Raw genomic sequence first — 25,435 nt, 5'->3', positions numbered from 1 at the left:
ATAGCGCCCACCGGCGCCGAGGAATCATCCCGCCGCCGCACTGACCCGGATCGCCAGCAACTCGCCCCCGCCCTGCAACGCATGCCTTTGCCGTTCACCGGCCGCCAACCACGCGGTATCGCCAGCGTGCATCGGCGGCTGACCGCTGTCAGCCCCAAATTCGGCATGACCGGCCAACAGGTAAAGCGCCCAGGCCACGCCTGGTTCGCAGAAGAAGAACATCGAGCCCACCAGCGGCCGATGCAGGAGTTCGGCCTGCAGCAGGTCGCGCTTCCACATCAGGTTGAAGTCGTGGGTGGTGCCGTCGACCAGTTCGCCGTGCAGCGTTTCCTCGCCCGCAAAGCGCACGCGCCCATGCGGCGGCAGGACTTCGGCCACGCGGCCATCCTCGAAGCGCAGGCGCACGCCATTGCCCTGCAGCAGCACCAGCTCGCGCTCCACGCCGGGAAACGCGGAGAACGCGGCGTCCAGCTCGATCTCGGCCACCGACAGGCGCAGCGCCCAGTCGTCGCCCTGCGCAGGCAGGCGCAGGATCTCGCGCGTCCAGCCCAGGCCGTTGCGCCAGCGTTCGCGGCGGTAGTCCAGGCGGGAGATGACCTGGCTCGGAGTGTGCAGCAGGGAGTCGATGTTCATCGGCGCATTGCATCACGCCGCGCGCCATCGTGCATCACCGCGTGGCCAGCGTGCCCTGGCCGCCGCACCCGCCGGCCAGCAGCTGCGAGTGTTTCAACCAGTCCTGGTCGGGGTAATAGGCGAACACCATCGTGCCGCCACGCAACGCATCGATCAGTGGCTTGGCCACCGACAGGCGCACCGCCGGACAGCCCAGGCTGCGGCCCAGCCGCCCCTGCAGCTGCGCGGTGGCCGGGTTCACATATGGCGCGCCGTGGATGACGATCGCGCGTTCGCGCGCGCGGTCATTGAAGCCCGGTTCCAGCCCGGCCAGGCGCAGCGAATACCCGTTGCCGCCCATGTAGGTCTCCTGCGCGGTGAACGCGCCGAGGCTGGACATGAAACTGCCATCGCGGTTGGAGAAGTGCTCGGTGCGGTTCTCGCCGCTGTTGCGGCCATGCGCCACCCATTCCTCGAACAGCAGGCGCTGGTGGGCCAGGTCGAACACCCACAGGCGCGGCTCGGTGGACGGCCGCGAGTAATCGATAACGCTCAGTCGATCACCGTTGATGCCAAGCTCCGGCCGCTGCAACGCACAGCGCATGGCGTGCGCCGCCAGCTGCAACACGTGGCGGTCGGCCTTGGGCGCACTGCGCGACAGCAAGGCAGCCAGATCATCGGCACTGGTGGCGAGGGCGGGCGTCTGTGCCAGCGCCGGGGCGCTGGCCGAGGTCGCCAGCAAGCCGAACGCGGCCAGCCGGCACAGGCGGGATGCAGTCATGGGCACAACGAAGGGACTCAGTTGCCCTTGAGGGTGGACCCTGGCGGCTCGGATTCCAAGACCGGCTGCATTCCGGATTCAGCCGGGCTTGGGCGGACCGCCGGCAGCGAGGTCACCAGCAGGGTCGTGCCTGGCACCAGCACCCGGTACAGCTGGCGGGCGAACTCGGCCGGCAGCGCCATCGGCAGCGAGGGCGTGGCCAGCAGGTCCGGCGTGGCCTGGGCACGGTCCTGGCCCAGCAATGGGTAGGCCGTCCACTGGTGCAGGCGCTGGTTCGCGTCCAGGGGGCTGGGCGTATCGCTGTAACCCTGCCCCATCACGAACAGGGTGGTGCCCTGGAAGGCCGGCAGCGCGTCGGCCTTCAGCGGCGACTCGCCGATCATCACGCCATCGCGCAGCACGTACAGGCGCTGGTCGTGCAGGCTGACCAGGATGCCGACCTGCCCGGCCGGCGCCGCGCTGTCGTTCCACCAGGCCTGTGCCGACGCCCCACCCTCCGTCTCCGGCAGGGCCTGGCCGCGTGCATTGACCGGCGCCAGCACTGACGGATAGGCCAGGGTCATCGGCGAGCTTTTGGCATCGGCCACCACCACCGTGTCGCCGCGCTGGGTTTCGCGGAACAGCTTCTGCGCGAAGGCCTGCGGCAGGCGTACGCAGCCGTGCGAGGCCGGATGCCCGGGCAGGCTGCCGCCATGCAGGGCGATGCCATCCCAGGTCAGCCGCTGCATGTACGGCATCGGCGCGCTGTTGTAGAGGTTGGACCTGTGGTCCTTGTCCTTCTGCAGGATGGTGAACACGCCGGTCGGTGTCTCGTGCCCGGCCTTGCCCGAGCTGATCGTGGTCAGGCCGATGGCAATACCGTTGCGGTAGACGTAGGCACGCTGCTCATCGAGGCTGACCACCAGCACGATCGGGCCGGTCGGCGAGATTTCCGGATGCCACAGGTATTCGCCCGGCTTCAGGTCGGTCGGCCCGCGCACCTCGGCGGTGCCGGCGGTGGCAGCTGCGGGCTTGGCAGCCGGTGTCGTCGCAGCGGCATGGGCCAGCAGCGGCAGGGCCAGTGCAAGGGCGAGCATCAGGGTCGTGGGGCGGTGCGGAAGCATCCAGCGGGGGTCCTTTCCATGCAGAGCGGCCACCGTACACCATCGGCCCGTGGTGGCCGCGGCAAAACCAGGCGCCGGAAATGAAACTGCCCGGCGACACAGCCATGTGTCGTACCGGGCAATCGTTACGTCCTTGTCGGCCTGCTGCCGCCCCCTCGCATCCTGCGCTGTGGGGGTAGCGTTGCATCCTGCACGCGGCCGCGTCTGTCCTGTTTGTATCTCAGCCCCTTCCACAGGTCTGTGATGCCACCATCCTGGTGATTGGTGCCGCGTCCTGCGGCGGTCGGTGGTCACGGCCTTCCTGTCCGCGACCGGTGAACCAGCCTCCTGCCGGTTCCGACGATTCCTGCTGTCAGCGCCTGGGTACGGTCCGCACCGGTACCGATCCGGGTACCGGATCCGCCGGCAACAACCTGTTGCCTACGGTGATCCGCTGTCGATTCCGTTCGACGATCGCTTTCCCTATCCCCTTCACCTGCGCCAGGTCCTCGACGCGATGAAACGGGCCGTGTCTGCGCCGGTGCTCGACGATCGCCTCGGCCTTGGCGGCCCCGACCATCGTCAATCCCTGCTGCAGCGCCTGGGCATCGGCGCGGTTGATGTCGATCGGTTCGGCGGCATGCGCCCCAGCGATCCCCACTACCAGCACCAGTGCCCTCAACACGACACTCCAAGGCACGACGTGTATCTCCCTGTGATTCTGGCCGCCCCGACCGGCAATCCCGTCGGCAGGAACAGTGTCCGTCACCACATGTGCACAGCCTATCGGTTTCCCGGATTTCCGTAAGCCAGCCAAATACCCGACGTGATGTAGGAAAAACCCTACCCGTGGCACAGGCGTAGAATGGCCGGATCAGCCCATGCAACCGGAGTTTCAGATGGACAGCGCCAAGCTCGGCCAATTCGTCAATGACAAGTGGGACAGCGAAATCGTCCCGCAGTTGGTCGACTACATCCGCATTCCCAACAAGTCGCCGATGTTCGACGCCAATTGGGTGCAGAACGGCTATATGGAACAGGCGGTCACCCTGATGGAGAACTGGGCCAGGGCCCAGCAGCTGCCCGGCCTGAAGGTTGAAGTGGTGCGCCTGGAAGGCCGTACGCCGCTGATCTTCCTGGAAATTCCAGCGACCGGCGCCGAAACCGGCGACGACACCATCCTGCTCTACGGCCATCTGGACAAGCAGCCGGAAATGACTGGCTGGGATGACGATCTCGGCCCGTGGACGCCGGTCCTTCGCGGCGACAAGCTGTATGGCCGCGGCGGTGCGGACGACGGCTACGCCATCTTCGGCTCGCTGGCCGCCGTGCTGGCGCTGCAGGCCCAAGGCCTGCCGCACGCCCGCTGCGTGGTGCTGATCGAGGCCTGCGAAGAGTCCGGCAGCTACGACCTGCCGGCCTACGTCGACCACCTGGCCGAGCGGATCGGCAAGCCCTCGCTGGTGGTCTGCCTGGATTCGGGCTGCGCCAACTACGACCAGCTGTGGTGCACCACCTCGCTGCGCGGCCTGACCGGCGGCAACTTCACTGTGAAGGTGCTCAACGAAGGCGTGCACTCCGGCGATGCCTCCGGCGTGGTGCCGTCCAGCTTCCGCCTGCTGCGCCAGCTGCTGTCGCGCATCGAGGACCAGGACACCGGCCGCATCCTGATCGACGGCATGAACGTGGAAATTCCGGCCGAACGGCTGGAACAGGCCAGGCGCGCGGCCGAAGTGGTGGATACCGAGATCTTCGAGAAGTTCCCCATGGTCGACGGCCTGCGTCCGATGAACGAGGACCTGACCGAGCTGGTGCTCAACCGCACCTGGCGCCCGGCGCTGTCGGTCACCGGCGTGGGCGGCATGCCGCCGCTGGAATCGGCCGGCAACGTGCTGCGCCCGCAGACCTCGGTGAAGCTGTCGCTGCGCCTGCCGCCGACCGCCGATGGCAAGGCCTGCGGCGAGCTGCTGAAGGAAGCGCTGCTGCGCGACCCGCCGAACGGCGCGCAGGTCACCCTGGACCTGGAAAAGGCCTCCACTGGCTGGAACGCCCCGGCCATGGCGCCGTGGCTGACCCAGGCCATCGACGATGCCAGCCAGGCCTTCTTCGGCAAGCCGGCAATGTACATGGGCGAAGGCGGCTCGATCCCGTTCATGGGCATGCTCGGTGAGAAGTTCCCGGGTGCGCAGTTCATGATCACCGGCGTGCTCGGCCCGCACTCCAATGCGCACGGCCCGAACGAGTTCCTGCACATCCCGATGGGCAAGAAGGTCACCGCCTGCGTGTCCAAGGTGATCAGCGAGCACTACGCCGCCAGCCTGCGTGGCGAGACCAGCGGTTCGCCGGTGGCTGCCGACAGCGGCACCCGCCACGGCGACCACGGCTGCTGCTGATCCGGCACCGGTGACGGACGCAGCCTGGCCTTGCTAGGCTGCGTCCACACTCAAGCGGAATCCGCGCGCATGAATGGTCTGTTCGGCAGCAGCAGCTGGTTGTACATCCTGCTGGTCGGCTTCTTCGTCGGCCTGCTCGGGCGTTTCTTCATGCCCGGCAACAACCGCATGGGCTGCCTGCTGACCATCGTGCTGGGCATCCTCGGTGCACTGCTGGCCGGTTGGTTCGGCCAGTACATGGGCTGGTACGCCCCCGGCGAACCGGCCGGTTTCCTCGGTGCGGTGGTGGGCGCGGTGGCCGTGCTGGCCGTCCTGCGCCTGTTCAGCGGCCGCCGCTGACCCCGTCCCTCCTTCCCCTCCTGTTCCCGACGTTGGCGCGCCCAGCGCCCCCGGATATGCCCGCATGACCGAACCCGCCTCCGATCCCCAGCGCAGCGCGCGGCGCCTGCAGTGGGCCCGTACCCAGCTCGACGATGCCAGCGCGGTGGTCGAGCGCGCTTCGGTCGATGCCGGCATGCGCAGCTACTGGCGTACCACCAGCACCCGTGGCAGCCACATCGTGATGGACGCCCCACCGGGGCTGGAAGATCCGCGGCCGTGGCTGCGCATGCGCGGCCTGCTGCACGACCACGGCCTGCGCGTGCCCGCACTGTTGGCGCAGGACCTGGAGGCCGGCTTCCTGCTGCTGGAAGATCTCGGCGGCCCGACCCTGGCCAGGATCCTCGACGAGCGCAATGCCGATGAATGGTTTGGCCGCTCGATCGAACAGCTGCTGCGCCTGCAGGCGATTCCGGTACCGGCCGACTTCGGCCAGTTCGGCGAAGCGCTGCTGCAGCGCGATGCCGGCCTGTTCGACGAATGGTTCCTGCAGCGTCACCTGAACCTGGAACTGGACTGCGGTGAGCTCGAGGGGCTGCAGCTGGTGCATCGCCGGTTGATGGACAACGCGCTGGGCCAGGCCCAGCTGATGACCCACCGCGATTACATGCCGCGCAACCTGATGCCGGTCGACGACGGCCCCGCGGTGCTGGATTTCCAGGACCTGGTGCGTGGCCCGATCGCCTACGACGCGGTGAGCCTGTTCAAGGACGCCTTCCTGAGCTGGCCGCTGCAGCGCGTTGACGCGTGGCTGGCGCAGTACCACGAACGCGCGCGCGACGCCGGCCTGCCGGTGCCCGACCGCGCCACCTTCCTGCGCGATGCCGACTGGATGGGCATCCAGCGCCACGTGAAGATCCTCGGCCTGTTCTGCCGCCTGCGCTACCGCGACAACAAGGGCCATTACCTGGACGACGCACCGCGCTTCATCGGCTATCTGGATGAAGTGCTGCCACGCTATCGCGAGCTGGCGCCTCTGCAGCAGCTGCTGGAAAACCGCATCAAGCCGGCGCTGGCCGAACTGGGCGCACCGATGCGCGTGGCCCGATGAAGGCGTTGGTCTTTGCCGCCGGGCTCGGCGAGCGCATGCGCCCGCTGACCCTGCACACACCCAAGCCGCTGCTGGAAGTGGCCGGCAAGCCACTGATCGTCTGGCACCTGGAGCGCCTGGCAGCGCTCGGCGTGCGCGAGGTGGTGGTCAACACCGCGTGGCTGGCCGAGCAGTTCCCGGCGACGCTGGGTGATGGCAGCCAGTGGGGCCTGCGCCTGCATTTCCTTTACGAAGGGCAGACCCCACTGGAAACCGGCGGCGGCATCCTCAATGCACTGCCGGTGCTGGGCGATGCCCCGTTCCTGGTGGTGAACGGCGATATCTGGACCGATTTCAATTTCGCCACGCTGCCGCGCGAGCCGCAGGGCCAGGCACACCTGGTGCTGGTCGACAATCCGGTTCAGCACCCGAACGGTGACTATCGGCTGGATGCACAGGGCCTGCTGCACCACGACCGCGCAGGGCCATGCCTGACCTATGCCGGCATCGGCGTGTACCGCCCCTCGATCGTGGCCGACTGGCGCGCGGTGATCGGCGATGCGCCGGGCAGCGAGCGGCTGCCGCCGAGGTTCTCGGTGGTGCCGCTGCAGAAGCGTTTCATGGCGCAGGGGTTGATGACGGGGCAGCACCATCGGGGGCGTTGGACCGATGTCGGGACCGTGGATCGCCTGCGCGCGCTGAATGTGGAGCTGGCGGCGAACGGCTGAGCCCCTCGTGGCTGGACTCATTGAAAGCAGAAGCCGTGCTTGGCCGGTCGGGGTGGGCTGCGCAGGGGACGCTGCAAGTCCCCCTCCGGGGCCCGGCCCAGCCGCTGGCGGCTGTGCGTTCGGGCGCTTGCGAAGCAGTGCTTCGCAAGCAAAGCGCCCTCACCCCTGTAAGCTCGATGGCGCCATCCATGGCGCCAACGCCCCTGCATGGCCCACCCGCCCGGCCTCTGACAGTTTCCGTGGGCGTCCAGCCACGGAAGAAAGGAAAGAAAAGAAAAAGCGGGTCGCTTCGCTGCGCTTGCTCCGGTGACGACCAACGGTCGTCACCCACCACAAGCAAGACACGTGTCGACCAAGGTCGACACCCACCAACAGCAGTGCAGTACGCAGTCCCGGCAGATCGCGGGAATCTGTCGAAGGCGGGGTGGCTCAGGTTGCGGGGGCGTGAGCGCCATGGATGGCGCGATCGAGGCTACATGGACGTACTTGCGCCGTCCCCCGCAACCTGAGCCACCCCGCCTCCCCTCAGGAAGCCAGCCTTTGACGTTGACGTTGCTTCGGCTTCGGCGGGTGCAGGGCGCAGCCCTGCCAACAAACCCCACCCTCAGTAACGAGGCCGGCCTTCTTCCAGCACCTGGCGCAGGAACGGCACGGTGATCCGCCGCTTCGCCGCCAGCGATTCGCGGTCCAGCCAGTCCAGCAGGGTGATCAATCCACCCAGCTCACGGCCGGTGTGCGACAGCAGCCATTCGATGGCCGCTTCGTCGATGGCCAGGCCGCGTCGCAGTGCACGCTCGCGCAGCACCGCAGCACGACCTTCCTCATCCAGCGGCTGCAGCAGCACGCGCACGCACTGGCCCAGGCGCGAACGCAGGTCCGGCAGCACCAGGCCCAGCTCGCCCGGCGCCTTCTGCGCCGTGTACAGCACGGTTACACCTGCAGCGCGCGCGCGGTTGTGGAAATCAAACAGCGCGATCTCGTCCTCGCGATTGCCGGCAACCTCGTCCAGCCCGTCCAGCGCCACCAGTTCGCGTGCGTCCAGCCCATCCAGCGCTGCACGAACGCGGCCGGTGGCGCTGGCCAGTGGCACGTACGTCGGCAGGCGCCCGGCCTGCTCGGCGCTGGAGCACATCGCCAGCGCCTGGTGGGTCTTGCCGGTTCCCGCCGCACCTTCCAGGTAGACCCAGTCGTGGCTGGCGCCAACCGCGATCGCGCGCAGCTGCGCCAGCGCGCCATCCGGCGCGCCGATGAAGGTCTCCAGGCGCTGGTCCCGCGGGTAATGCAGGGCCAGCGGCAGTTGCGGCACACCCATCACTTCAGGTCGGGGCCCTTGTCGTTCGGAACGATGATATGGGGGGCGTCCACTACGCCATCAAGCACGATCGCCGGCTTCTCGCCCACGTACAGCTCGCTCTGCCGGTAGCGCTGATGCGCATAGCGCAGCAGAACATTGGTCACCGCCGCCACCGGCAGCGCCAGCAGCATGCCGAGGAAGCCGAACAGCTGGCCGCCGGCCATCACCGCAAAGATCACTGCCACCGGGTGCAGGCCGATCTTGTCGCCGACGATACGCGGGGTCAGCACGTAGCTTTCCAGCAGCTGGCCGACGGTGAACACCACGCCCACCAGGATCAGCAGCTTCAGGTCGAAGCCCTGCGCCTGCACCAGTGCCGCGATCACCGCCATCAGCACGCCAGTGGTCGCGCCCAGGTACGGTATGAAACTGATCAGGCCGGCAATCAGGCCGATCAGCAAGCCCAGCTTGAGGCCGACCAGCGACAGGCCGCCGGCATAGATCACGCCCAATGCCAGCATCACCAGGAACTGTCCGCGGATGAACGCGCCCAGCACCTCGTTGGACTCGCGCGCCAACGCGCTGATGGTACCGATCTGGTTGCGCGGAATGACCGACGCCACCCGCTCGACCAGCTTGTCCCAGTCGCGCAGGAAATAGAACGCCAGGATCGGCAGCAGCAGGATGTTGACCACCCAGGTCACCATCGCAAAGCCCGAACGCGAGACGTAGCCCATGAATGTGGTGGCGAAGCCGCCGGCCTGCTGCCAGTGGCTGCGCACCCATTCGATCAGGCGGTCCGGATCCAGCCACTGCATCACTTCCAGGCCGGTCTTCTGCTCGAACCAGGGGATCCCCTTCTCCATCAGCCACGCCTGTGCCTGCGGCGCGACCGCGATCAGGGTGGTGATCTGGCGCTCGATCATCGGCACCAGCACCAGCAGCAGCGCCACGATCACCAGCACCATCGCCGCGAACACCAGCACCACGCCGGTCATGCGCGAACGGCCGGTGGCCTCGATGCGGTCCACCAGCGGGTCGCCCAGCCACGCCAGCGCCAGCGCCAGCACGAACGGGGTCAGGATCGGTGCCAGCAGCCACACCACCCAGCCGACCAGGCCGGCGAACAGGATGTACTTCAGGCGGCGCAGGAACTGCGCGATTTCGGCTTCCGGGGTCAGGGTCATCGCAAACGGTACTCGTTGCTGACCGGCACGGCCACCGGGGCACCGGTGGTGTCATCGATCGGGGTCGGCAGGGCCGGCAGCGTCGCGCTGGGCACCAGCACGCCGTTGTCGCCCAGCATGCGGTTGAAGCCGGCCAGGCCGGTGGTCATCTCCAGGCTCAGCTCCAGCTGGCCGGCCGAGGCGTGCAGCGGGGTGACATTGCGCACCACCGGCACCTCGCGCAGCCCGGCGGCAAGGCGCAGGTAGTCGTCGGCACTGTTGATGCCGGTGACCACCACGCGGTAGGTCCCGGCCTGGCCGACGGCGGCACCCGCCTTGGCATAGCGCCTGACCAGCGCGTCGGCGGCGCCGTCGGCACCGGCGGCCATCGCGCGCATGGCGTTGGCGTCCTTGCTGGTCCACTTGTTCAGCTCACGGCCGTTGTCGACGAACACCCAGTCCGCCTGCCAGCCGCCGTTGGCGCGGTAGAGCTTGCCGATCAGCTGCATCGGCGGCGCGTAGCGCGACGAGGCGCGGGCCACGGCGGCACTGTCCTGGCGCCAGATGGCACCGGCCAGCGCCTGTTCGGCGGCACCGCCGCTGGGCAGGCCGAGCTTGTAACCCCGCTCGATGGCGCGGTTCAGCAGCGGGCGGGCGGCGTTGGCCTGCTGCACGCTGACCAGGCGCGGGCCACTGCCGTCGTCGACGGCCAACCACACCACCGGCTTCGGCCGCGGCTGCGGCCACAGCGGCAGACCCAGCGCCGAGACCAGCGAGTCAACGTCATCCTCGCGGAAGCGGGCCACCAGCAGGGTCCTGAAGCTCGGCGCGCCGCTGGCGCCCACGCTCTGGTCCTGCTTGTAGTCGTAGCTGGCCACGTAGTCCTTGGCGTTGCGCAGCGCCTGCACCACGCCGGGGCGGGACATCACGTTGCGGTCGCCCGACAGTTTGCCCAGCACCACGCTCAGGGCACGGGCCAGGGCGCCGTTGCGATCGGCTTCGGCCTGGCTGTTGACGGGCACTTCGGCCTCGTACGCACCCGAGGCGGTGGCAACATCTCCCTCGGTGCGCAGGCCGCTCTGGGCCATCGTGGCCACCGGCAGGCTCAGTGCAAGGAGCAGGGTCAGAATCAGGCTGCGGCGCATCAGGACATCCATTGGCTCGACGAATCCGGGGGAATTGTTGCCCGAATACGGCCTTTGCGCCAATGCGGCCTGTTAAAATCGCTCGTTCAACCCCTGCCAGCGCCGACGCCCGTGACCAACACCCCGTCTTCCGCCCCCTCCCCCCTCACCTACCGTGACGCGGGTGTCGACATCGACGCCGGCAACGCGCTGGTCGAGCGGATCAAGCCCCTGGTCAAGCGCAGCTTCCGCCCGGAAGTGATGGGCGGCCTGGGCGGCTTCGGCGCCCTGTTCGACCTGTCCAACAAATACCGCGAGCCGGTGCTGGTGTCGGGTACCGACGGCGTGGGCACCAAGCTGAAGCTGGCCCACCAGCTGAACCGCCACGATACGATCGGCATCGACCTGGTCGCGATGTGCGTGAACGACGTGCTGGTGCAGGGCGCCGAGCCGCTGTTCTTCCTGGACTACTTCGCCACCGGCAAGCTGGACATCGACACCGCCGCAGCGGTGGTGGGCGGCATCGCCAACGGCTGCACCGAGGCCGGCTGCGCGCTGATCGGCGGTGAAACCGCTGAAATGCCCGACATGTACGCCCCGGGCGAGTACGACCTGGCCGGCTTCACGGTGGCTGCGGTCGAGAAAAGCGAGCTGAAGGACGGCGCCAGCGTGGCCGCCGGCGACGTGCTGATCGGCATCGCCTCGTCCGGCCCGCATTCCAATGGCTACTCGCTGGTGCGCCGCATCTACGACCGCGCCGGCCGCCCGGCCGACCTGGAACTGGAAGGTGGCGTGAAGCTGGTCGATGCGCTGATGGCACCGACCCGCCTGTACGTGAAGCCGATCCTGTCGCTGCTGAAGTCGCACGGCGACGCCATCCACGGCATGGCCCACATCACTGGTGGCGGCCTGACCGAGAACATCATCCGCGTGGTGCCCGACGGCCTCGGCCTGGACATCCAGGCCTCTTCCTGGACCCTGCCGCCGGTATTCCAGTGGCTGCAGAAGGAAGGCGCGGTGGCCGACAGCGAGATGTGGCGCACCTTCAACTGCGGCATCGGCTTCGTGCTGATCGTCGCGCCGGACCAGGTGGATGCGGTGTCCGAGGCGGTCAAGGCGCAGGGCCTGGAGCACTGGACCATCGGCCAGGTGGTCACCGCCGAAGGCGCCGAGCGCGTCCGCATCGGCTGAACCCGACCCCGAGGAGCCCGCATGGACGCAACGCCCCCCCTGGCACCCACCCCGGTACCGCCGCCGTTGGCGGCCGTGCCGGTCTTCAGCAGGCAGGACGCTGACCACCTGCGCGCGCTGTCCATCGCGCACTACGTGTTCGGCGGCCTGATCGCGCTGCTCTCGCTGTTTTTCATTCTGTACATCGTGCTCGGCATCAGTGCGCTGAGCGGCCATCTGCCGATGAACTCCGGGGGCCAGCCCTCGTCGCCGGCCGAACAGCGCCTGTTCGGCTGGGTGTTCACGGTGCTGGGGACCGTGTTCGTCGCCGGTGGCCTGGGCATGGCCGCATTCGTCATCCAGGCCGGACGCTGCCTGGCCCAGCGTCGTCGCCACCTGCTGTGCCTGATCGTGGCCGGCCTGCTCTGCCTGTGCGCGCCGCTGGGCACCGTTCTGGGGGTATTCACCCTGGTTACGCTGCTGCGCCCGCAGGTCAAGGCCGCCTTCGATGCAAGGGGTGCAACGACATGACGACACCCGGCGCACCACCGCCGCTGCCGCAGCAGACCCTGGCGCAGCTGCAGCTGGCCAGCCACCTGCAGACGCTGAAGGTGCTGTTCTACGCGCTGGCGGTTTTCCACTGGATGGCCGCGCTGGCGTTCCTCGGTTTCATCGGCCTGGTCGCCAGCTCGCGCGGGCTGGGCGATGGCGCGGTACTGGCCACGGTCTACGGGGTCATTTCGCTGTTGGCGGCCGCGCTTGGCGTCGTACAGCTGCACACCGCACGCCTGCTGTCGCGCCGCACCGGGCTGGCCTGGTGCCAGCGCGCGGCCTGGCTGGCGGTACTGGCTGGCCCGCTGGGCATGGCCCTGACCGCCTATGCCTGGGTGTTCCTGTCCAAGCCTGACATGGCCGCACTGTTCGACCGTGGCGACCATCTCAGCGTCTGAGCTTGCCGGCAGACGCCCCCCTCCCCTGATCGACTCCCCATGTCCGCGCCTGCCCTCTCCACGACCGCCTCGCCTGCCGCTTCCCGTTTCACCGGCCCCAAGAAGCTGGCCTTCGCCGCCGTGCTGGCGGTATTCGCGATCAGCTGGATCCACCCGCTGTGGCCCATCGAGCAGGCCCTGCACAGCACCCTGACCGTGATCGGGCTGGCCGCACTGCTATGGGTCGACCGCCGGGGTGGCTGGCTGGGCAACGGTGCCTTCATCGCGATCTGCGGCTTCATTGCACTGCACTGCGTGGCTGCGCGTTGGCTGTACTCGAACGTGCCCTACGACGCATGGGCGCAGGCGCTGACCGGCTGGTCGCCGAATGCGGCGTTTGGCTGGCAGCGTAATCATTTCGACCGGCTTATCCACTTCCTGTTCGGCGTCTGCTTCACGCCTGCGCTGCTGCAGCTGGCACGCCATGCCTGGCCGGCGCTGCACCGCGGCCAGGCTTTCACCCTGGCGGTGATGGCAGTGATGTGCGCCAGCCTGGTCTACGAGTGGTTCGAGTGGGCCATCGCGCTGGCCCTGTCGCCGGACGCCGCCGAGGCCTACAACGGGCAGCAGGGCGACATGTGGGACGCCCATGCCGACATGCTGCTGGCGACCGTGGGCAGCCTGCTGAGCTGGCCGTTGATCCGCCGGAGTGCCGCGCAATGACCGCGCCCACCCGCATCGCGGTGCTCGCCTCTGGGCGCGGCAGCAACCTGCAGGCCATCCTCGATGCCATCGCGGCCGGGCGCCTGCCCGCCGAGGTCGTCGGCGTGTTCTCGGACCGCCCGGCCGCCGCCGCGCTGCAACGGGTCGGCGCCAGCCTGCGCTGGGCACATGCGCCGAAGGAATTCGACGACCGCGCCGCCTACGAGCAGGCCTTGGGCGATGCACTGGCCGCGGCCGCGCCGGACTGGATCGTCTGCGCCGGCTACATGCGCATTCTCGGCGCCGCCTTCGTGCAGCGCTTCAATGGCCGCCTGGTCAACATCCACCCCTCCCTGCTGCCACTGCACAAAGGGTTGGATACGCATGCGCGGGCTTTGGACGCCGGCGATGCCGAGCACGGGGCCAGCGTGCATCTGGTCGTTCCCGAACTGGATGCCGGCGCCGTGCTGGCCCAGGTACGGGTACCGGTGATGCCCGGCGATGACGCCGACAGCCTGGCCGCGCGCGTGCTGGCGGTGGAGCATCCCCTGTTGATCGCCACCCTCCAGCTGCTGTGCGCCGGCCTCCTGACTGAACGGGAGGGGCAGCCGCACCTGGACGGTCACCCCCTGTTTAGCCCACTGGCCCTAGATTCCGCCGGGAACCTGAACCGGTAACGCCCACGCACACGCCCCGCTGACTGCGGGGCTGGCATCCTGCCCCCCTCCTGCAGCTCCTGTCCTCCATGAAGACCACGACCCTGCTGTCCACTTCATTGCTGCTGTCGCTTGTCGTGCTTCCCGGCGTGGGTTGGGGCCAGGTGCAAGCGCCTGCGGCCCCTGCGCAGCCGGCGCCCGTAGTACAGCCGCCCGCAGAACCGGCCGTGCCGATGCCCCCGGCGCTGGCTTGGGAGCCGCCGCCGCTGCAGCCGTTCACCGCGACCTACCAGGCCTTCTACAAAGGCAAGGAGGCCGGCGACGCCAGCATGCAGGTCACCCACACCGGCGGCAACCAGTGGCGGGTGGACATGCAGGTGGTCGGCCGCCGCGGCTTCGCCAGCGTGCTGGGCCTGAACATCGAGCAGAGCACGGTGTTCGAAGAGCGCAGCGGCGTCTATGCGCCACTCAGCCAGAGCACGGTGCGCAAGGGCCTGTTCCTGGGCAAGAAAGCGGTCGGCACGTACAACTGGCAGGCCGGCACCGCGCAGTGGAGCGGCGACGTCAAGAAGGAACGTGCGCAACCGATCGCGCTGCAGCCGGGCGACCAGAGCGCGCTGCTGATCAATCTGGCGATCATGCGTGATGCCCGCCCGGGCGCCACCATGCATTACCGCTACGTGGACATGGGCAAGGTCCGCCAGCACGACTACCAGGCCGCGCCGCAGACCGAGAATGTCGAGGTCGGCGACCTGTCCTACAACGCGCTGCGGGTGTACCGGACCAACGGCGGCAACAACGAAACCATCCTCTGGATCGCCAACGGTGTCCCCACCCCGGTGCGCATCCTGCAACGCGAAGACGGCGAAGACCGCGTCGATCTGCGCCTGATCGAGTACCAAGGAGTCTGAGCATGAGCACCCTGACCCGCCCCCTCACCTGGATCGCTGCAGCCGCACTGTCGGTGGCCAGCCTGCCGGCCATGGCCCTGCAGCCATTCAAGGCCGATTACCTGGCCAGCTACATGGGCATGCAGGCCAATGGCAGCATGACGCTGAGCAGCGAGGGAGCCAACAAGTGGCGCTACACGCTGCAGGTGAAGAACCAGCTGGCCGACCTGAGCCAGAGCACCGTGTTCGAAGAGGTGCGCGGCCAGCTGCGCCCGCTCAGCAGCCAGGACCGTTCGGCACTGCTGGTGAAGAAGCGCAATGTGCAGGCCAACTACAACTGGACCAGCAACCAGGCCACCTGGACCGGCGACATCAAGCCGGACCGTGCGGGCCCCATCGCGTTGAAGACGGGCGACATGGACGCGCTGCTGATCAACCTGGCAATCGCCCGCGACCTGGCCGCCGGCAAGCCGCTGACTTATCGCATGGTCGACGAAGGCCGCATCAAGAACATGACCTACCGCGTGATCGGCAAGGAATCGATCACCGTGGGCGGCAAGAGCTACGAAGCCACCAAGGTCTCGCGTGCCGACGGCAACAAGGAGCTGATCGCCTGGATCGTGCCGGAATTCCCGGTGCCGGCGCGCATGCTGCAGCGTGAGAGCGGCCGCGATGCGCTGGACCTGACCATCAAGGCGATGAACTGAGCGCCCGGGGTCGGATCCCTTCCCAACGGGAAGGGCTCTGACCCCGACAGCGACCCGGCGCCTTCATCCACGCATGGCGTGGATCTACCGTAAAAAAACGCCCGCTTTCGCGGGCGTTGTTCTTACTTCTTTTGCTCGGCCGCGGCCGGCTTGAACTCGGTGCGGCAGTCCACGCGGATCTGCTCGCCGGTGCTGCGCCAGATGAAGGTGCGGCAATGGCGGTTGCCGTCCTGGCTGTCGTTCACCGCGACCGCGTAGAACGATTCGATGATCTCGTCACGCGAGACCGTGCCGTCGCCGTTCCAGTCCATGTCCTTCTGCTCGATGCCCTGGGTGATGGCGATGTTGGCGTACCAGGCATAGCCCAGCCACGCCAGCACGATCAGCACCAGGGCCAGCAGCGCCTTGCGGCGCGGGCTGAACTTGCCGCGCAGGATCATGGCACGCGCCGGATGGTGGCGCCGAGCGAAGACAGCTTCTCTTCGATGTTCTCGTAGCCACGATCAAGGTGATAGATGCGGTCGATGGTGGTCTCGCCGCTGGCCATCAGGCCGGCCAGGATCAGCGAGGCCGAGGCACGCAGGTCGGTGGCCATTACCGGCGCACCGCTCAGGGTCTCGCTGCCACGCACGATGGCGGTGTGGCCTTCGACCTGGATGTCCGCGCCCAGGCGCAGCAGTTCGTTGACGTGCATGAAACGGTTCTCGAAGATCGTTTCGTTGATCACGCCGACGCCGTCGGCCACGCAGTTGAGCGCCATGAACTGCGCCTGCATGTCGGTCGGGAATGCGGGGTACGGCGCGGTGGTCAGGTTGACCGCCTTCGGTCGCTTGCCCTGCATGTCCAGGGTGATGGTGTCTTCGGTGGTCTCGATCTTCGCGCCGGCCTCGACCAGCTTGGACAACACCGCGTCCATGGTGTTCGGGCGCGCACGGTTGACCGTGACCTTGCCGCCGGTCATCGCCGCAGCGACCAGGAAGGTACCGGTTTCGATGCGGTCGGGCAGCACTTCGTGGCGGCCGCCGGACAGGCGCTCGACGCCTTCAATGACCAGGCGGGCAGTGCCCAGGCCTTCGATCTTCGCGCCCAGCGCGATCAGGCAATGCGCCAGATCGGTCACTTCCGGTTCCATCGCGCAGTTGTCGAGGACAGTGGTTCCTTCGGCCAGCACCGCGCCCATCAGCACGTTCTCGGTGCCGGTGACGCTGACCATGTCGAAGGTGAAATGGCCGCCCTTCAGCCGCTTGGCAGTGGCCTTGATGAAGCCGTTCTCGACCACGATCTCGGCACCCAGCGCCTGCAGGCCCTTGATGTGCTGGTCGACCGGACGCGAACCGATCGCGCAGCCGCCGGGCAGCGACACTTCCGCCGCGCCGAAGCGGGCCAGCAGCGGGCCCAGCACCAGGATCGAGGCGCGCATGGTCTTGACCAGCTCGTACGGCGCAACGTGCTGGTTGACCGAACGCGGGTCGACCACGATCGCACTGCCACGCGACAGCGTGCCCTGGTCGATGGTGACCTTGGCACCCAGTTCGCCCAGCAGCTTGACCGTGGTGACCACGTCGTGCAGGTGCGGCACGTTGGTGATCTCCACCGGCTCATCGGCCAGCAGGGTCGCGCAGAGGATGGGGAGGACGGCGTTCTTGGCGCCGGAGATGCTCACTTCACCGTGCAGCGCAGCGCCGCCGGTCACAACGATCTTGGCCATGTATTCGGGATCTTCTGCGGTTCAGCCGGCTTCGGCCGGGGTCACGGTTTTCAGCGCCAGCGCGTGGATCGCGCCGCCCATCAGGTCGCCCAGCGTGGCATAGACCATGCGGTGGCGGGCCAGCGGCATCTTGCCGGCGAAGGCCTCGCAGACCACGGTCGCTTCGAAATGCACGCCATCATCGCCCTGCACATCGGCGCGGGCGCCAGGCAGGCCGGTTTCGATCAGATTGCGGATGGTGTCGGCGTCCAACGGGCTTTCCTAATAAAATGTGCCTCCATTCTACTTCCGCTGCGTGGCGTCCGCATGGCCGAATCCCTGTTGCCCCCCCGTTCCGTCGACCCTGCCGGCCTGGTCGCCAGTGGCCGCCGCGTGTTCGAGATCGAGCGGCAGGCGCTGGATGCCGTCGCCGACCGCCTTGGCGAGGCCTTCCAGCAGGCCTGCGAGGCGATCCTGGCCAGCCGCGGCCGGGTGGTCGCCACCGGCATGGGCAAATCCGGCCACATTGCCCGCAAGATCGCCGCCACCCTGGCCTCCACCGGCACACCGGCGTTCTACGTGCATCCCGGCGAAGCCGGCCACGGCGACCTGGGCATGATCACCGAAGCCGACGTGGTACTGGCCCTTTCCTATTCGGGCGAGTCCGATGAGGTGCTGATGCTGCTGCCTGTGCTCAAGCGCCAGGGCAACGTGCTGATTTCCATGACCGGCCGCCCGCAGTCGAGCCTGGCCACGGCCGCCAACATCCACCTGGATGTGAGCGTGCCGGCCGAGGCCTGCCCGCTGGCGCTGGCGCCGACCTCCAGCACCACCGCCTCGCTGGCGATGGGCGATGCGCTGGCCGTAGCCCTGCTTGATGCGCGCGGCTTCACCGCCGACGACTTCGCCCGCTCGCACCCGGCCGGCAGCCTCGGCCGTCGCCTGCTGCTGCACATCACCGATGTCATGCACACCGGCGAGGACCTGCCCAGCGTGGGCGCCGATGCCAGCCTCAGCGAGGCGCTGGTGGAAATGAGCCGCAAGCGCCTCGGCATGACCGCCGTGGTCGACGCCGATGGCGTGCTGATCGGCCTGTTCACCGACGGCGACCTGCGCCGGGCGCTGGACAGCGCGCTGGACGTGCGCACCGCGAAGATCGCCGATGTGATGACCCGCAACCCGCGCACCATCGGTGCCGACCAGCTGGCCGTAGAGGCCGCGCGGCAGATGGAGACCCAGAAAATCAACGGCCTGATCGTGGTCGATGGCCAGGGCCGTGCGGTCGGCGCCCTGAACATTCATGACCTGTTGCGGGCCCGGGTGGTTTAACCGACAGTCCGTAGACCCCATTCAGTCTGTAATGCCCCACCCGCCCCCACCGAGCCTGATCGCCTGATGCCCTGGTCCCCGCTGCCCGCGTTCCCCGCCCACCTGCATGCCGCTGCGGCCCGCGTCCGCCTGGCCTGCTTCGACGTGGACGGTACCCTCACCGACGGTCGGCTGTACTACGACAAGGACGGCAACGAGAGCAAGGCGTACTTCGTGCAGGACGGTCTGGGCCTGAAACTGCTGCAGCAGCACGGCATCCACCCCGTGCTGATCACCGCGCGCAACAGCCAGTCCGCGCTCAAGCGCGGCGCCGACCTCGGCATCGACACCCAGATCGCCGTGGGCGACAAGCTGGCCAGCGTGCAGACGCTGTGCGCACAGCATGGCATCGGCCTGGAGCAGGTGGCCTTCATGGGCGACGACCTGCCGGACCTGGCGCCGCTGGGCGCGGTCGGCCTGGCGGTGGCGCCAGCCAACGCCCACCCGTGGATCGCCGAGCGCGTGCACTGGCAGACCCGCGCCGATGGCGGACGTGGCGCCGCCCGTGAACTGTGCGACATCCTGCTGGCCGCCCAGGGCCATGTGGACGCGGTGCTGGCGAGGTTCGGCGCATGAACCTGCCCACCCTGAACTGGCGCACCGTGCTCGGCATCGGCCTGCTGCTGGCGGCCCTGCTCAGCAGCTGGGCGGCCCTGCGCAACCGCGACAAGGGCCCGGCCACTGCCGGCCAGGACGCCGGCGTGGACTACATCCTGCACGACTTCCAGATCGTCGCGCTGGATGAGCAGGGCAAGGAATCGACCACCCTGCGCGCACCGCGGCTGGAACGCCAGCGTGGCGACCAGACCATCAACATCGCCACCCCACTGTTCGAGATGCCGGACAAGGATGGCAAGCACTGGACCCTGCGCGCCGAGACCGGCTGGCTCAGTGCCAAGGGCGACGAGATGAAGCTGCGCGGCAATGTCGCTGGCGACAGTCCGGCCGATCCGGGCGTGGTGCCGACCACGTTCCGCACCGACCACCTGGATGTGTTCCCGAAGGAAAACCGTGCCCGCACCGATGCGCGGGTCACCATGACCCGTCCCGGCATGGAACAGTCCGGCGTCGGCTTCGAGGTGGATTCGAAGAACAACACGTATCATTTCCTCAGCCAGTCCAAGGGCCGTTACACGCCCCGACGCTGATTCCGCCACCCTCCTGCGACGTCCCCGGACCGGCGCAAGGAAGGCAGCCCCCCCCCACTCGCCCCCGGTTTCCCGGCGGCCCCACCGGTAGAACGGACCCCGATGAAGATCCCCTTTGCAGCCGTACTCGCGCTCGGTCTCCTGGTTCCCAGCGCTGGCTTTGCCAAGTCCACTGATCGCAACGAGAACATGAACATCGAGTCCGGCGCCCAGTCGGGCGTGCTCACCGGCGATGGCAAGACCGTGCTCTCGCAGGGCGTGACCGTTACCCAGGGCACGCTGGACATCCGCGCGTCCGAAGCGGAGATCTACCTCAAGGACGGCGAGGCCGTGCGTGCGGTATTCACCGGCAAGCAGGCCACGATGAAGCAGCAGCTCGACGATGGCACCTGGATGGATGCGGTGGCCGATCGCATCGACTACGACATCAAGACCGAGATCATCACCCTGACCGGCAACTACAAGGTCACCAGCGCGCGCGGCACCAATGCCGGCCAGCGCATGGTCTACAACACCCGCACCGGGGAGATGAACTCCGGTGGTGATGGCAGCCGTGTGCGCACCGTCATTCCGCCGAAGAACAAGAACGGGGCAGCACAGCCGGCCGCCGCACCCAAGGCAGCGGCTCCGGCCAGCACGCCGGCCAGGCCGGCGGGGAGCAAGAAGTAATGCTCGTCGCCAAGGGCCTGCGCAAGCGCTACAAGCAGCGCGAAGTCGTCAAGGACTTCGGGCTGACCCTCGACGCCGGTGAAGTGGTCGGTTTGCTCGGCCCCAACGGTGCCGGCAAGACCACCTGTTTCTACATGATCGTCGGCCTGGTCGCCGCCGATGCAGGCAGCATCGTGCTCGACGGCAAGGACATCACCAGCGACCCGATGTACACCCGTGCCAAGCAGGGCGTGGGCTACCTGCCGCAGGAGCCGTCGGTGTTCCGCAAGCTGACCGTGGCCGACAACCTCCGCCTGGTGCTTGAACTGCGCGAAGACCTGGATTCGGCCGGCCGCGAACGCGAATTGAACAGCCTGCTCGACGAGCTGCAGCTGGGCCATGTCGCCGACCAGCTCGGTGCCAGCCTGTCCGGTGGCGAACGTCGTCGCTGCGAGATCGCCCGCGCACTGGCCGCGCAGCCGCGCCTGATCCTGCTCGACGAACCGTTTGCCGGTGTCGACCCGATCTCGGTGGGCGAAATCCAGCGCATCGTCACCCATCTCAAGCAGCGTGGCATCGGCGTGCTGATCACCGACCACAACGTGCGCGAGACCTTGGGAATCTGCGACCGCGCGTATATCCTCGCCGAGGGTACCGTGCTGGCCCAGGGCTCGCCGGAGGCGATCCTGGACAACGCTGACGTACGTCGCGTCTACCTTGGGGATTCCTTCAAGCTGTGACCGCAGGTGCTGGGTCCCTTTCCTTCCATTCGGCACAGGCATGAAGACTCGGCTGCAGACATCGTTGGGACAGCAGCTGGTGCTCACCCCCCAGCTGCAGCAGGCGATCAAGCTGCTGCAGATGTCCACGACCGAGCTGGAGCTTGAAATTGCCCAGGCCGTGGAAAGCAATCCGCTGCTGGACTGGGCCGACAGCAACGACAGCAGTGCCGCCAATGAAGGCGGCGACAACACGGACGCCGACACGCCGGCCGAACGCACCGACAATGGCGACGACTGGGCACCGGCCGAGCTCGACTGGAGCGCTGCCGGCAGTGGCGGCAGCTTCGACGATGATGATGACGCCGGCAGCGCCGCCGAGCGCGTGGCCGAAACCGAGACGCTGGCCGACCACCTGCTGTGGCAGCTGCACCTGTCGCATCTTTCCATGCACGACCGCAGCATCGGCGCTGCGCTGATCGATGCGTTGGACGACGACGGTTACCTGCGCGAACCGCTGGCCACCATCGCCGAAACCCTGCTGCCGTCGGTCCATGCCGATGAGGATGAAATCCTTGCGGTGCTGCATCGCATCCAGCGCTTCGACCCGGTCGGCGTTGCCGCGCGCACGCTCGGCGAATGCCTGCAGCTGCAGCTGGATCTGTTGCCTGGCGACACCGCGGGCCTGGCGCTGGCGCGGCAGATTGCCGCAGGCCCGCTGGAACGACTGCCACGCAGTGGCGTCGCCGGTCTGGCCCATGAACTGAAACAGCCGCTGGACGAGGTCGAGACAGCGGTCGCCCTGCTGCGCTCGCTGGACCCGCGTCCGGGGACCCAGATCGCGCCGCTTTCGCAGGATACCTACGTGGTGCCCGACGTGGTGGTGTGGCGGCAGAACGGCATCTGGCGCGCGGCGCTGGCCGCCCATGCCGGGCCGAAGGTGGTGATCCACCGTGGCTACGAACAGCTGATCCGCCGCTGTGGCGAGGCCGACGCCGGCTACCTGCGTGGCCAGCTGCAGGAGGCGCGCTGGCTGCTGAAGGGCCTGCAGCAGCGCGGTGAAACCCTGCTGCGGGTGGTGCGCAGCCTGATCCTGCAGCAGGCCGGTTTCCTCGAGTTCGGCGAACAGGCGCTGCGTCCGCTGACCCTGCGCGAGATCGCCGCCGAACTGGGCCTGCACGAGTCGACGGTGTCGCGCGCGATCGCCCGCAAGCATGTGCGCACACCGCGCGGCACGTTGCCGCTGCGTGCCTTCTTCGCCTCGGGCATCGATACCGAAGGCGGTGGCGAGGCGTCCAGCACCGCCATCCAGGCGATGATCCGGCGCCTGATCGACGACGAAAACCCGCGCAAGCCGCTTTCTGACGCCAAGCTGGCTGACCTGCTCAAATCGTCGGGAATTCCAGTAGCGCGACGCACCGTGGCGAAGTATCGTGAAGCCATGAACATCTCCGCCTCGCACGAAAGGGTCAGAATCGCTTGACGCACCGCCGCGCCCGGCGGAGAGGTTCATTGGCACATCCGAACACAGGAGAAACCCGATGCGCATCGAAACGTTTGGCAAAGACGTCGAAGTCACCCCGGCCCTGCAGTCCTATGTGGAGGAGAAGCTGGCCCGGATCGGAAAACACTTCGACCAGCACTGCGAAGCGCGGGTGACCCTCAAGCTGCAGAAGACCGAACACCACGTCGACGCCAGCCTCAACATCCCGGGGCAGACCCTGCACGCCGAGGCCGGCGGCCAGACCATGTATGCCGCGATCGACCTGCTTGCGGACAAGCTTGACCGCCTGGTCATCAAGCACAAGGAGAAAAAACAGCAGCACGCACCGCTGCCGGTGGGTGACAATGGTGGCTGATCGCCACCGTTCCCCGCAGACATGCCCCTGACTGACCTCCTGGCGGCCGTGCAGACCCAGCTCTGCGCGGCCACCGACCGCGACAGCGTCCTGCAGGCCGCCGCCGGGTTGCTGGCCTGCCGCCAGGCCAATGCCGAACAGATCTATCTGAACCTGTGCCAGCGCGAAGCCCTGGGCAGCACCGCGATCGGCCACGGTATCGCCATCCCCCACGGCCGCGCGCCGACCCTGGACCGCCCCCGTGGCGCCCTGCTGCGTCTGGCGAGCCCGGTCGACTTCGGCGGCGATGAGCCGGTGGACCTGGTGTTCGCGATGGCCGTCCCCGCCCACTACACCCACCAGCATCTGATGCTGCTGTCCGAGCTGGCCGAGCTGTTTTCCGCGCCGGATATCCGCCAGGCCCTGCGTGAAGCCGGCGATGCCCGGGCCCTGCGCGAGGCGCTGGACATGACCCCACCTGCGAGCGCCGCATGAATACCAGCATCACCGCCCGTGAACTGTTCGAACAGCAGCGCGAGCGGCTGGGGCTGCGCTGGGCCGCAGGCAAATCCGGTGAGAAGCGTGAGCTGGAGGCCGGCAATACCGTCTCCCGGCGCCCCTCGCTGGCCGGCTACCTCAACGCCATCTATCCCAACAAGGTGCAGATCCTGGGCACCGAGGAACTGTCCTGGCTGGATGCGCTGGAACCGCGCCAGCGTTGGGAGACCATCGAAAAGATCATGCAGTCGCACCCGCTTGCACTGGTGCTGACCCGCAACCAGGCCTGCCCGGAAGACCTGCGCGCCGCCGCCGATGAATCCGGCACGCCGCTGTGGTTGTCGCCCAAGCGCGGCCACGAACTGCTCAACCACCTGTCCTACCACCTGGCGCGCACGCTCGCACCGAGGGTGATCCTGCACGGCGTGTTCATGGAGATCTATTCCATTGGCGTGCTGATCACCGGCGAGGCCGGGTCGGGCAAGAGCGAGCTGGCGCTGGAGCTGCTCAGCCGTGGTCACCGCCTGGTCGCCGACGACGCCCCCGAGTTCACCCAGATCGCCCCGGATGTACTCGACGGCACCTGCCCCGAACTGCTGCAGGACCTGCTGGAAGTGCGCGGCCTGGGCGTGCTGAACGTGCGCGAGATGTTCGGCGACACGGCTGTAAAGAAGAACAAGTACCTTCGGCTGATCGTCCACCTGACCAAGCCTATGACCGAACCCACCCCGCATGGCTACGAGCGCCTGACCGGCGACTCGGGTACCCGCCATGTGCTGGACCTGGACGTTCCGCTGATCACCCTGCCGGTGATGCCCGGCCGAAACCTGGCCGTGCTGACCGAAGCCGCCACCCGCCTGCACATCCTGCGCACCAAGGGCATTGACCCGGCGGCCATGTTCATCGCCCGCCACAGCAACCTGCTGGAACGGCGAACACCCTGATCCTCCTGCCCCTCGAAGAGCCTGTCCATGAGCACCGCAATCCCCACCGCCCCGACCCTGATCATCGTCAGCGGCCTGTCCGGCTCGGGTAAATCCGTCGCCCTGAAGACCTTCGAGGATCAGGACTACTACTGCTCGGACAACCTGCCGATCCACCTGCTGCCGGACTTCGTGCGCAGCCTGCTGGCCAACCATGACGGCAGCGCACCGCGCCGCCTGGCCGTAGGCATCGATGTCCGCGGCCAGGCCGACCTGAGCCAGCTGGGCGACTGGCGGCAGCTGGCCACCGACGCCGGCGTGGAAGTGAAGGTACTGTTCTTCGAGGCCAGCGACGAAACGGTGCTCAAGCGCTACGCCGACACCCGCCGTCGCCATCCGCTGAGCCAGCTGGGCCTGTCGCTGCCCGAAGCGATCGCCCGCGAGCGCGAACTGACCGCACCGTTGCGCCGCGAGGCCGATGCGGTGATCGATACCAGCACCCTCAACGTGCACCAGCTGCGGCGGCGGATCATCACCGAGTTCGCGATGGACCATGCCACCGGCCTGTCGCTGCTGTTCGAGTCATTCGCCTACAAGCGCGGCGTACCGGCCGAGGCGGACTTCGTGTTCGATGCGCGGGTGCTGCCCAATCCACACTGGGACCCGGACCTGCGCGCGCTGAGCGGGCGCGAGCCGGGCGTGCGCGACTATCTGGAAGCACAGCCCGACGTGCAGCGTTACCTGGCCCAGCTGATGGATTTCCTGGATACCTGGCTGCCGAAACTGGGGGATGGCACCCGCAGCTACGTGACCGTGGCGTTCGGCTGCACCGGCGGCAAGCACCGCTCGGTGTTCCTGGCCGAGCGCATGGCCCGGCACGCCCGCGAGATGGGCTGGCAGGACGTGGCCACCTACCACCGCGAACAGGATTGAGGGTGGTCGGCCGGGCTGCGCCCGGCACCCG

At 67.9% G+C, this 25,435-nt stretch carries 31 protein-coding genes; 21 read left to right on the top strand and 10 right to left on the bottom strand.

Translation table 11 applies throughout. From position 1 onward, the window contains the following. Positions 1-24: 24 nt before the first annotated feature. From ACM0PK_RS03270 to ACM0PK_RS03255, 4 genes are all read right to left on the bottom strand, one after another. The gene (locus tag ACM0PK_RS03270; protein ID WP_414607188.1) at positions 25-633 is read right to left on the bottom strand and encodes a HutD/Ves family protein; all 609 of its coding nucleotides are present in this window, start codon (positions 631-633) and stop codon (positions 25-27) included. A gap of 34 nt (positions 634-667) precedes the next feature. Further along, positions 668-1,393, bottom strand: a complete 726-nt coding sequence (locus ACM0PK_RS03265) for a murein L,D-transpeptidase catalytic domain family protein (RefSeq protein WP_069139006.1) — start codon at positions 1,391-1,393, stop codon at positions 668-670. Positions 1,394-1,410: 17 nt separating this feature from the next. Further along, a complete protein-coding gene (locus tag ACM0PK_RS03260; protein WP_414607189.1) occupies positions 1,411-2,496 on the bottom strand; it encodes a L,D-transpeptidase in 1,086 nt (361 codons plus the stop codon). Positions 2,497-2,848: 352 nt separating this feature from the next. After that, entirely contained in the window at positions 2,849-3,175 is a 327-nt protein-coding gene (locus tag ACM0PK_RS03255; RefSeq protein ID WP_032953992.1) for a ComEA family DNA-binding protein, read from the bottom strand. Between the two features lie 199 nt (positions 3,176-3,374). Here ACM0PK_RS03255 and ACM0PK_RS03250 point away from each other — a divergent pair, with 199 nt between their 5' ends. From ACM0PK_RS03250 to murU, 4 genes are all read left to right on the top strand, one after another. Next, positions 3,375-4,868, top strand: a complete 1,494-nt coding sequence (locus ACM0PK_RS03250) for a M20 family metallopeptidase (RefSeq protein WP_072168610.1) — start codon at positions 3,375-3,377, stop codon at positions 4,866-4,868. A 69-nt stretch (positions 4,869-4,937) separates the two neighbouring features. Further along, entirely contained in the window at positions 4,938-5,207 is a 270-nt protein-coding gene (locus tag ACM0PK_RS03245) for a GlsB/YeaQ/YmgE family stress response membrane protein (RefSeq protein WP_005415577.1), read from the top strand. 64 nt (positions 5,208-5,271) lie between these two features. Continuing rightward, positions 5,272-6,297 (top strand): aminoglycoside phosphotransferase family protein, encoded by a 1,026-nt coding sequence (locus ACM0PK_RS03240; RefSeq protein WP_414607190.1) that lies wholly within the window; start codon positions 5,272-5,274, stop codon positions 6,295-6,297. Continuing rightward, positions 6,294-7,004, top strand: coding sequence for an N-acetylmuramate alpha-1-phosphate uridylyltransferase MurU (gene murU, locus ACM0PK_RS03235; protein ID WP_414607191.1), 711 nt, complete (start codon positions 6,294-6,296; stop codon positions 7,002-7,004). Before ACM0PK_RS03240 ends, murU begins: the two co-directional genes overlap by 4 nt. A 604-nt stretch (positions 7,005-7,608) precedes the next feature. On the opposite strand, the gene hda is transcribed toward murU, so the two are convergent. From hda to ACM0PK_RS03220, 3 genes are read right to left on the bottom strand one after another with little or no spacing between them, the layout of a single operon-like run. Beyond that, the gene (hda, locus tag ACM0PK_RS03230) at positions 7,609-8,316 is read right to left on the bottom strand and encodes a DnaA regulatory inactivator Hda (protein ID WP_111201604.1); all 708 of its coding nucleotides are present in this window, start codon (positions 8,314-8,316) and stop codon (positions 7,609-7,611) included. Then, complete coding sequence (locus tag ACM0PK_RS03225; RefSeq protein WP_005415573.1) at positions 8,316-9,485, bottom strand: AI-2E family transporter; 1,170 nt, start codon at positions 9,483-9,485, stop codon at positions 8,316-8,318. Before ACM0PK_RS03225 ends, hda begins: the two co-directional genes overlap by 1 nt. Further along, positions 9,482-10,621, bottom strand: coding sequence for a DUF2066 domain-containing protein (locus tag ACM0PK_RS03220; protein ID WP_072168183.1), 1,140 nt, complete (start codon positions 10,619-10,621; stop codon positions 9,482-9,484). The genes ACM0PK_RS03225 and ACM0PK_RS03220 overlap by 4 nt, the downstream gene beginning before the upstream one ends. 99 nt (positions 10,622-10,720) lie before the next feature. Here ACM0PK_RS03220 and purM point away from each other — a divergent pair, with 99 nt between their 5' ends. From purM to ACM0PK_RS03185, 7 genes are all read left to right on the top strand, one after another. Then, positions 10,721-11,779 carry a phosphoribosylformylglycinamidine cyclo-ligase gene (gene purM / locus ACM0PK_RS03215; RefSeq protein ID WP_414607192.1) on the top strand — a complete coding sequence of 353 codons (1,059 nt, stop codon included), beginning with the start codon at positions 10,721-10,723 and terminating at the stop codon, positions 11,777-11,779. A gap of 21 nt (positions 11,780-11,800) precedes the next feature. After that, the gene (locus ACM0PK_RS03210) at positions 11,801-12,289 is read left to right on the top strand and encodes a hypothetical protein (RefSeq protein ID WP_005415570.1); all 489 of its coding nucleotides are present in this window, start codon (positions 11,801-11,803) and stop codon (positions 12,287-12,289) included. Next, positions 12,286-12,708 (top strand): hypothetical protein, encoded by a 423-nt coding sequence (locus ACM0PK_RS03205; protein ID WP_111190420.1) that lies wholly within the window; start codon positions 12,286-12,288, stop codon positions 12,706-12,708. Before ACM0PK_RS03210 ends, ACM0PK_RS03205 begins: the two co-directional genes overlap by 4 nt. Positions 12,709-12,747: 39 nt before the next feature. Then, positions 12,748-13,410 carry a DUF2238 domain-containing protein gene (locus ACM0PK_RS03200; protein ID WP_111201602.1) on the top strand — a complete coding sequence of 221 codons (663 nt, stop codon included), beginning with the start codon at positions 12,748-12,750 and terminating at the stop codon, positions 13,408-13,410. Continuing rightward, positions 13,407-14,066 (top strand): phosphoribosylglycinamide formyltransferase, encoded by a 660-nt coding sequence (gene purN / locus ACM0PK_RS03195; RefSeq protein ID WP_111201601.1) that lies wholly within the window; start codon positions 13,407-13,409, stop codon positions 14,064-14,066. Before ACM0PK_RS03200 ends, purN begins: the two co-directional genes overlap by 4 nt. Before the next feature lie 68 nt (positions 14,067-14,134). Then, complete coding sequence (locus ACM0PK_RS03190; protein WP_072168187.1) at positions 14,135-14,956, top strand: DUF3108 domain-containing protein; 822 nt, start codon at positions 14,135-14,137, stop codon at positions 14,954-14,956. 2 nt (positions 14,957-14,958) lie between these two features. Beyond that, positions 14,959-15,642 (top strand): DUF3108 domain-containing protein, encoded by a 684-nt coding sequence (locus ACM0PK_RS03185; RefSeq protein ID WP_005415565.1) that lies wholly within the window; start codon positions 14,959-14,961, stop codon positions 15,640-15,642. Positions 15,643-15,764: 122 nt separating this feature from the next. On the opposite strand, the gene ACM0PK_RS03180 is transcribed toward ACM0PK_RS03185, so the two are convergent. Genes ACM0PK_RS03180 through ACM0PK_RS03170 form a run of 3 tightly spaced genes read right to left on the bottom strand, consistent with a single transcriptional unit; the run spans position 15,765 to position 17,602 of the window. Then, positions 15,765-16,082, bottom strand: coding sequence for a hypothetical protein (locus tag ACM0PK_RS03180; protein ID WP_065185829.1), 318 nt, complete (start codon positions 16,080-16,082; stop codon positions 15,765-15,767). Then, positions 16,079-17,350, bottom strand: coding sequence for a UDP-N-acetylglucosamine 1-carboxyvinyltransferase (gene murA / locus ACM0PK_RS03175; RefSeq protein WP_065185828.1), 1,272 nt, complete (start codon positions 17,348-17,350; stop codon positions 16,079-16,081). The genes ACM0PK_RS03180 and murA overlap by 4 nt, the downstream gene beginning before the upstream one ends. Before the next feature lie 21 nt (positions 17,351-17,371). Then, a complete protein-coding gene (locus ACM0PK_RS03170; RefSeq protein WP_005408396.1) occupies positions 17,372-17,602 on the bottom strand; it encodes a BolA family protein in 231 nt (76 codons plus the stop codon). Between the two features lie 54 nt (positions 17,603-17,656). Here ACM0PK_RS03170 and ACM0PK_RS03165 point away from each other — a divergent pair, with 54 nt between their 5' ends. The 10 genes from ACM0PK_RS03165 to rapZ all read left to right on the top strand — a co-directional run bounded on the left by ACM0PK_RS03165 (position 17,657) and on the right by rapZ (position 25,404). Further along, positions 17,657-18,658: a KpsF/GutQ family sugar-phosphate isomerase gene (locus ACM0PK_RS03165; RefSeq protein ID WP_065185827.1), complete on the top strand. Its 1,002-nt coding sequence runs from the start codon at positions 17,657-17,659 to the stop codon at positions 18,656-18,658. A 66-nt stretch (positions 18,659-18,724) separates the two neighbouring features. Further along, complete coding sequence (locus ACM0PK_RS03160; protein WP_065177942.1) at positions 18,725-19,273, top strand: KdsC family phosphatase; 549 nt, start codon at positions 18,725-18,727, stop codon at positions 19,271-19,273. Beyond that, positions 19,270-19,845 carry an LPS export ABC transporter periplasmic protein LptC gene (gene lptC / locus ACM0PK_RS03155; protein ID WP_005415560.1) on the top strand — a complete coding sequence of 192 codons (576 nt, stop codon included), beginning with the start codon at positions 19,270-19,272 and terminating at the stop codon, positions 19,843-19,845. Before ACM0PK_RS03160 ends, lptC begins: the two co-directional genes overlap by 4 nt. Positions 19,846-19,947: 102 nt before the next feature. Continuing rightward, complete coding sequence (lptA, locus tag ACM0PK_RS03150) at positions 19,948-20,514, top strand: lipopolysaccharide transport periplasmic protein LptA (RefSeq protein WP_414607193.1); 567 nt, start codon at positions 19,948-19,950, stop codon at positions 20,512-20,514. After that, on the top strand, positions 20,514-21,233 hold the full coding sequence (lptB, locus tag ACM0PK_RS03145) for an LPS export ABC transporter ATP-binding protein (protein WP_005415558.1): 720 nt from the start codon (positions 20,514-20,516) through the stop codon (positions 21,231-21,233). The genes lptA and lptB overlap by 1 nt, the downstream gene beginning before the upstream one ends. Before the next feature lie 40 nt (positions 21,234-21,273). Continuing rightward, positions 21,274-22,695 (top strand): RNA polymerase factor sigma-54, encoded by a 1,422-nt coding sequence (locus ACM0PK_RS03140; RefSeq protein ID WP_072168191.1) that lies wholly within the window; start codon positions 21,274-21,276, stop codon positions 22,693-22,695. A gap of 58 nt (positions 22,696-22,753) precedes the next feature. After that, complete coding sequence (gene hpf / locus ACM0PK_RS03135) at positions 22,754-23,071, top strand: ribosome hibernation-promoting factor, HPF/YfiA family (protein WP_005415556.1); 318 nt, start codon at positions 22,754-22,756, stop codon at positions 23,069-23,071. Positions 23,072-23,092: 21 nt separating this feature from the next. After that, positions 23,093-23,545 carry a PTS sugar transporter subunit IIA gene (locus ACM0PK_RS03130; RefSeq protein ID WP_072168192.1) on the top strand — a complete coding sequence of 151 codons (453 nt, stop codon included), beginning with the start codon at positions 23,093-23,095 and terminating at the stop codon, positions 23,543-23,545. After that, a complete protein-coding gene (gene hprK, locus ACM0PK_RS03125) occupies positions 23,542-24,492 on the top strand; it encodes an HPr(Ser) kinase/phosphatase (protein WP_005408388.1) in 951 nt (316 codons plus the stop codon). The genes ACM0PK_RS03130 and hprK overlap by 4 nt, the downstream gene beginning before the upstream one ends. Before the next feature lie 27 nt (positions 24,493-24,519). Beyond that, positions 24,520-25,404, top strand: coding sequence for an RNase adapter RapZ (gene rapZ / locus ACM0PK_RS03120; RefSeq protein ID WP_005415554.1), 885 nt, complete (start codon positions 24,520-24,522; stop codon positions 25,402-25,404). Positions 25,405-25,435: the final 31 nt, after the last annotated feature.

This window comes from Stenotrophomonas sp. FR010, assembly GCF_047520755.2.
In the GTDB taxonomy this organism is placed as follows: Bacteria; Pseudomonadota; Gammaproteobacteria; order Xanthomonadales; family Xanthomonadaceae; genus Stenotrophomonas; species Stenotrophomonas sepilia.
The sequence above is the reverse complement of the archived record's forward strand: the minus strand, read 5'-3'. Positions and strand labels throughout refer to the sequence as shown.

Coding starts and splice junctions, on each gene's coding strand:
- ACM0PK_RS03270 (WP_414607188.1), bottom strand. CDS start 633: ATGAACATCGACTCCCTGCTGCACACTCCGAGCCAGGTCATCTCCCGC.
- ACM0PK_RS03265 (WP_069139006.1), bottom strand. CDS start 1,393: ATGACTGCATCCCGCCTGTGCCGGCTGGCCGCGTTCGGCTTGCTGGCG.
- ACM0PK_RS03260 (WP_414607189.1), bottom strand. CDS start 2,496: ATGCTTCCGCACCGCCCCACGACCCTGATGCTCGCCCTTGCACTGGCC.
- ACM0PK_RS03250 (WP_072168610.1), top strand. CDS start 3,375: ATGGACAGCGCCAAGCTCGGCCAATTCGTCAATGACAAGTGGGACAGC.
- ACM0PK_RS03245 (WP_005415577.1), top strand. CDS start 4,938: ATGAATGGTCTGTTCGGCAGCAGCAGCTGGTTGTACATCCTGCTGGTC.
- ACM0PK_RS03240 (WP_414607190.1), top strand. CDS start 5,272: ATGACCGAACCCGCCTCCGATCCCCAGCGCAGCGCGCGGCGCCTGCAG.
- murU (WP_414607191.1), top strand. CDS start 6,294: ATGAAGGCGTTGGTCTTTGCCGCCGGGCTCGGCGAGCGCATGCGCCCG.
- hda (WP_111201604.1), bottom strand. CDS start 8,316: ATGGGTGTGCCGCAACTGCCGCTGGCCCTGCATTACCCGCGGGACCAG.
- ACM0PK_RS03225 (WP_005415573.1), bottom strand. CDS start 9,485: ATGACCCTGACCCCGGAAGCCGAAATCGCGCAGTTCCTGCGCCGCCTG.
- ACM0PK_RS03220 (WP_072168183.1), bottom strand. CDS start 10,621: ATGGATGTCCTGATGCGCCGCAGCCTGATTCTGACCCTGCTCCTTGCA.
- ACM0PK_RS03210 (WP_005415570.1), top strand. CDS start 11,801: ATGGACGCAACGCCCCCCCTGGCACCCACCCCGGTACCGCCGCCGTTG.
- ACM0PK_RS03205 (WP_111190420.1), top strand. CDS start 12,286: ATGACGACACCCGGCGCACCACCGCCGCTGCCGCAGCAGACCCTGGCG.
- ACM0PK_RS03200 (WP_111201602.1), top strand. CDS start 12,748: ATGTCCGCGCCTGCCCTCTCCACGACCGCCTCGCCTGCCGCTTCCCGT.
- purN (WP_111201601.1), top strand. CDS start 13,407: ATGACCGCGCCCACCCGCATCGCGGTGCTCGCCTCTGGGCGCGGCAGC.
- ACM0PK_RS03190 (WP_072168187.1), top strand. CDS start 14,135: ATGAAGACCACGACCCTGCTGTCCACTTCATTGCTGCTGTCGCTTGTC.
- ACM0PK_RS03185 (WP_005415565.1), top strand. CDS start 14,959: ATGAGCACCCTGACCCGCCCCCTCACCTGGATCGCTGCAGCCGCACTG.
- ACM0PK_RS03180 (WP_065185829.1), bottom strand. CDS start 16,082: ATGATCCTGCGCGGCAAGTTCAGCCCGCGCCGCAAGGCGCTGCTGGCC.
- murA (WP_065185828.1), bottom strand. CDS start 17,350: ATGGCCAAGATCGTTGTGACCGGCGGCGCTGCGCTGCACGGTGAAGTG.
- ACM0PK_RS03165 (WP_065185827.1), top strand. CDS start 17,657: ATGGCCGAATCCCTGTTGCCCCCCCGTTCCGTCGACCCTGCCGGCCTG.
- ACM0PK_RS03160 (WP_065177942.1), top strand. CDS start 18,725: ATGCCCTGGTCCCCGCTGCCCGCGTTCCCCGCCCACCTGCATGCCGCT.
- lptC (WP_005415560.1), top strand. CDS start 19,270: ATGAACCTGCCCACCCTGAACTGGCGCACCGTGCTCGGCATCGGCCTG.
- lptA (WP_414607193.1), top strand. CDS start 19,948: ATGAAGATCCCCTTTGCAGCCGTACTCGCGCTCGGTCTCCTGGTTCCC.
- lptB (WP_005415558.1), top strand. CDS start 20,514: ATGCTCGTCGCCAAGGGCCTGCGCAAGCGCTACAAGCAGCGCGAAGTC.
- ACM0PK_RS03140 (WP_072168191.1), top strand. CDS start 21,274: ATGAAGACTCGGCTGCAGACATCGTTGGGACAGCAGCTGGTGCTCACC.
- hpf (WP_005415556.1), top strand. CDS start 22,754: ATGCGCATCGAAACGTTTGGCAAAGACGTCGAAGTCACCCCGGCCCTG.
- ACM0PK_RS03130 (WP_072168192.1), top strand. CDS start 23,093: ATGCCCCTGACTGACCTCCTGGCGGCCGTGCAGACCCAGCTCTGCGCG.
- hprK (WP_005408388.1), top strand. CDS start 23,542: ATGAATACCAGCATCACCGCCCGTGAACTGTTCGAACAGCAGCGCGAG.
- rapZ (WP_005415554.1), top strand. CDS start 24,520: ATGAGCACCGCAATCCCCACCGCCCCGACCCTGATCATCGTCAGCGGC.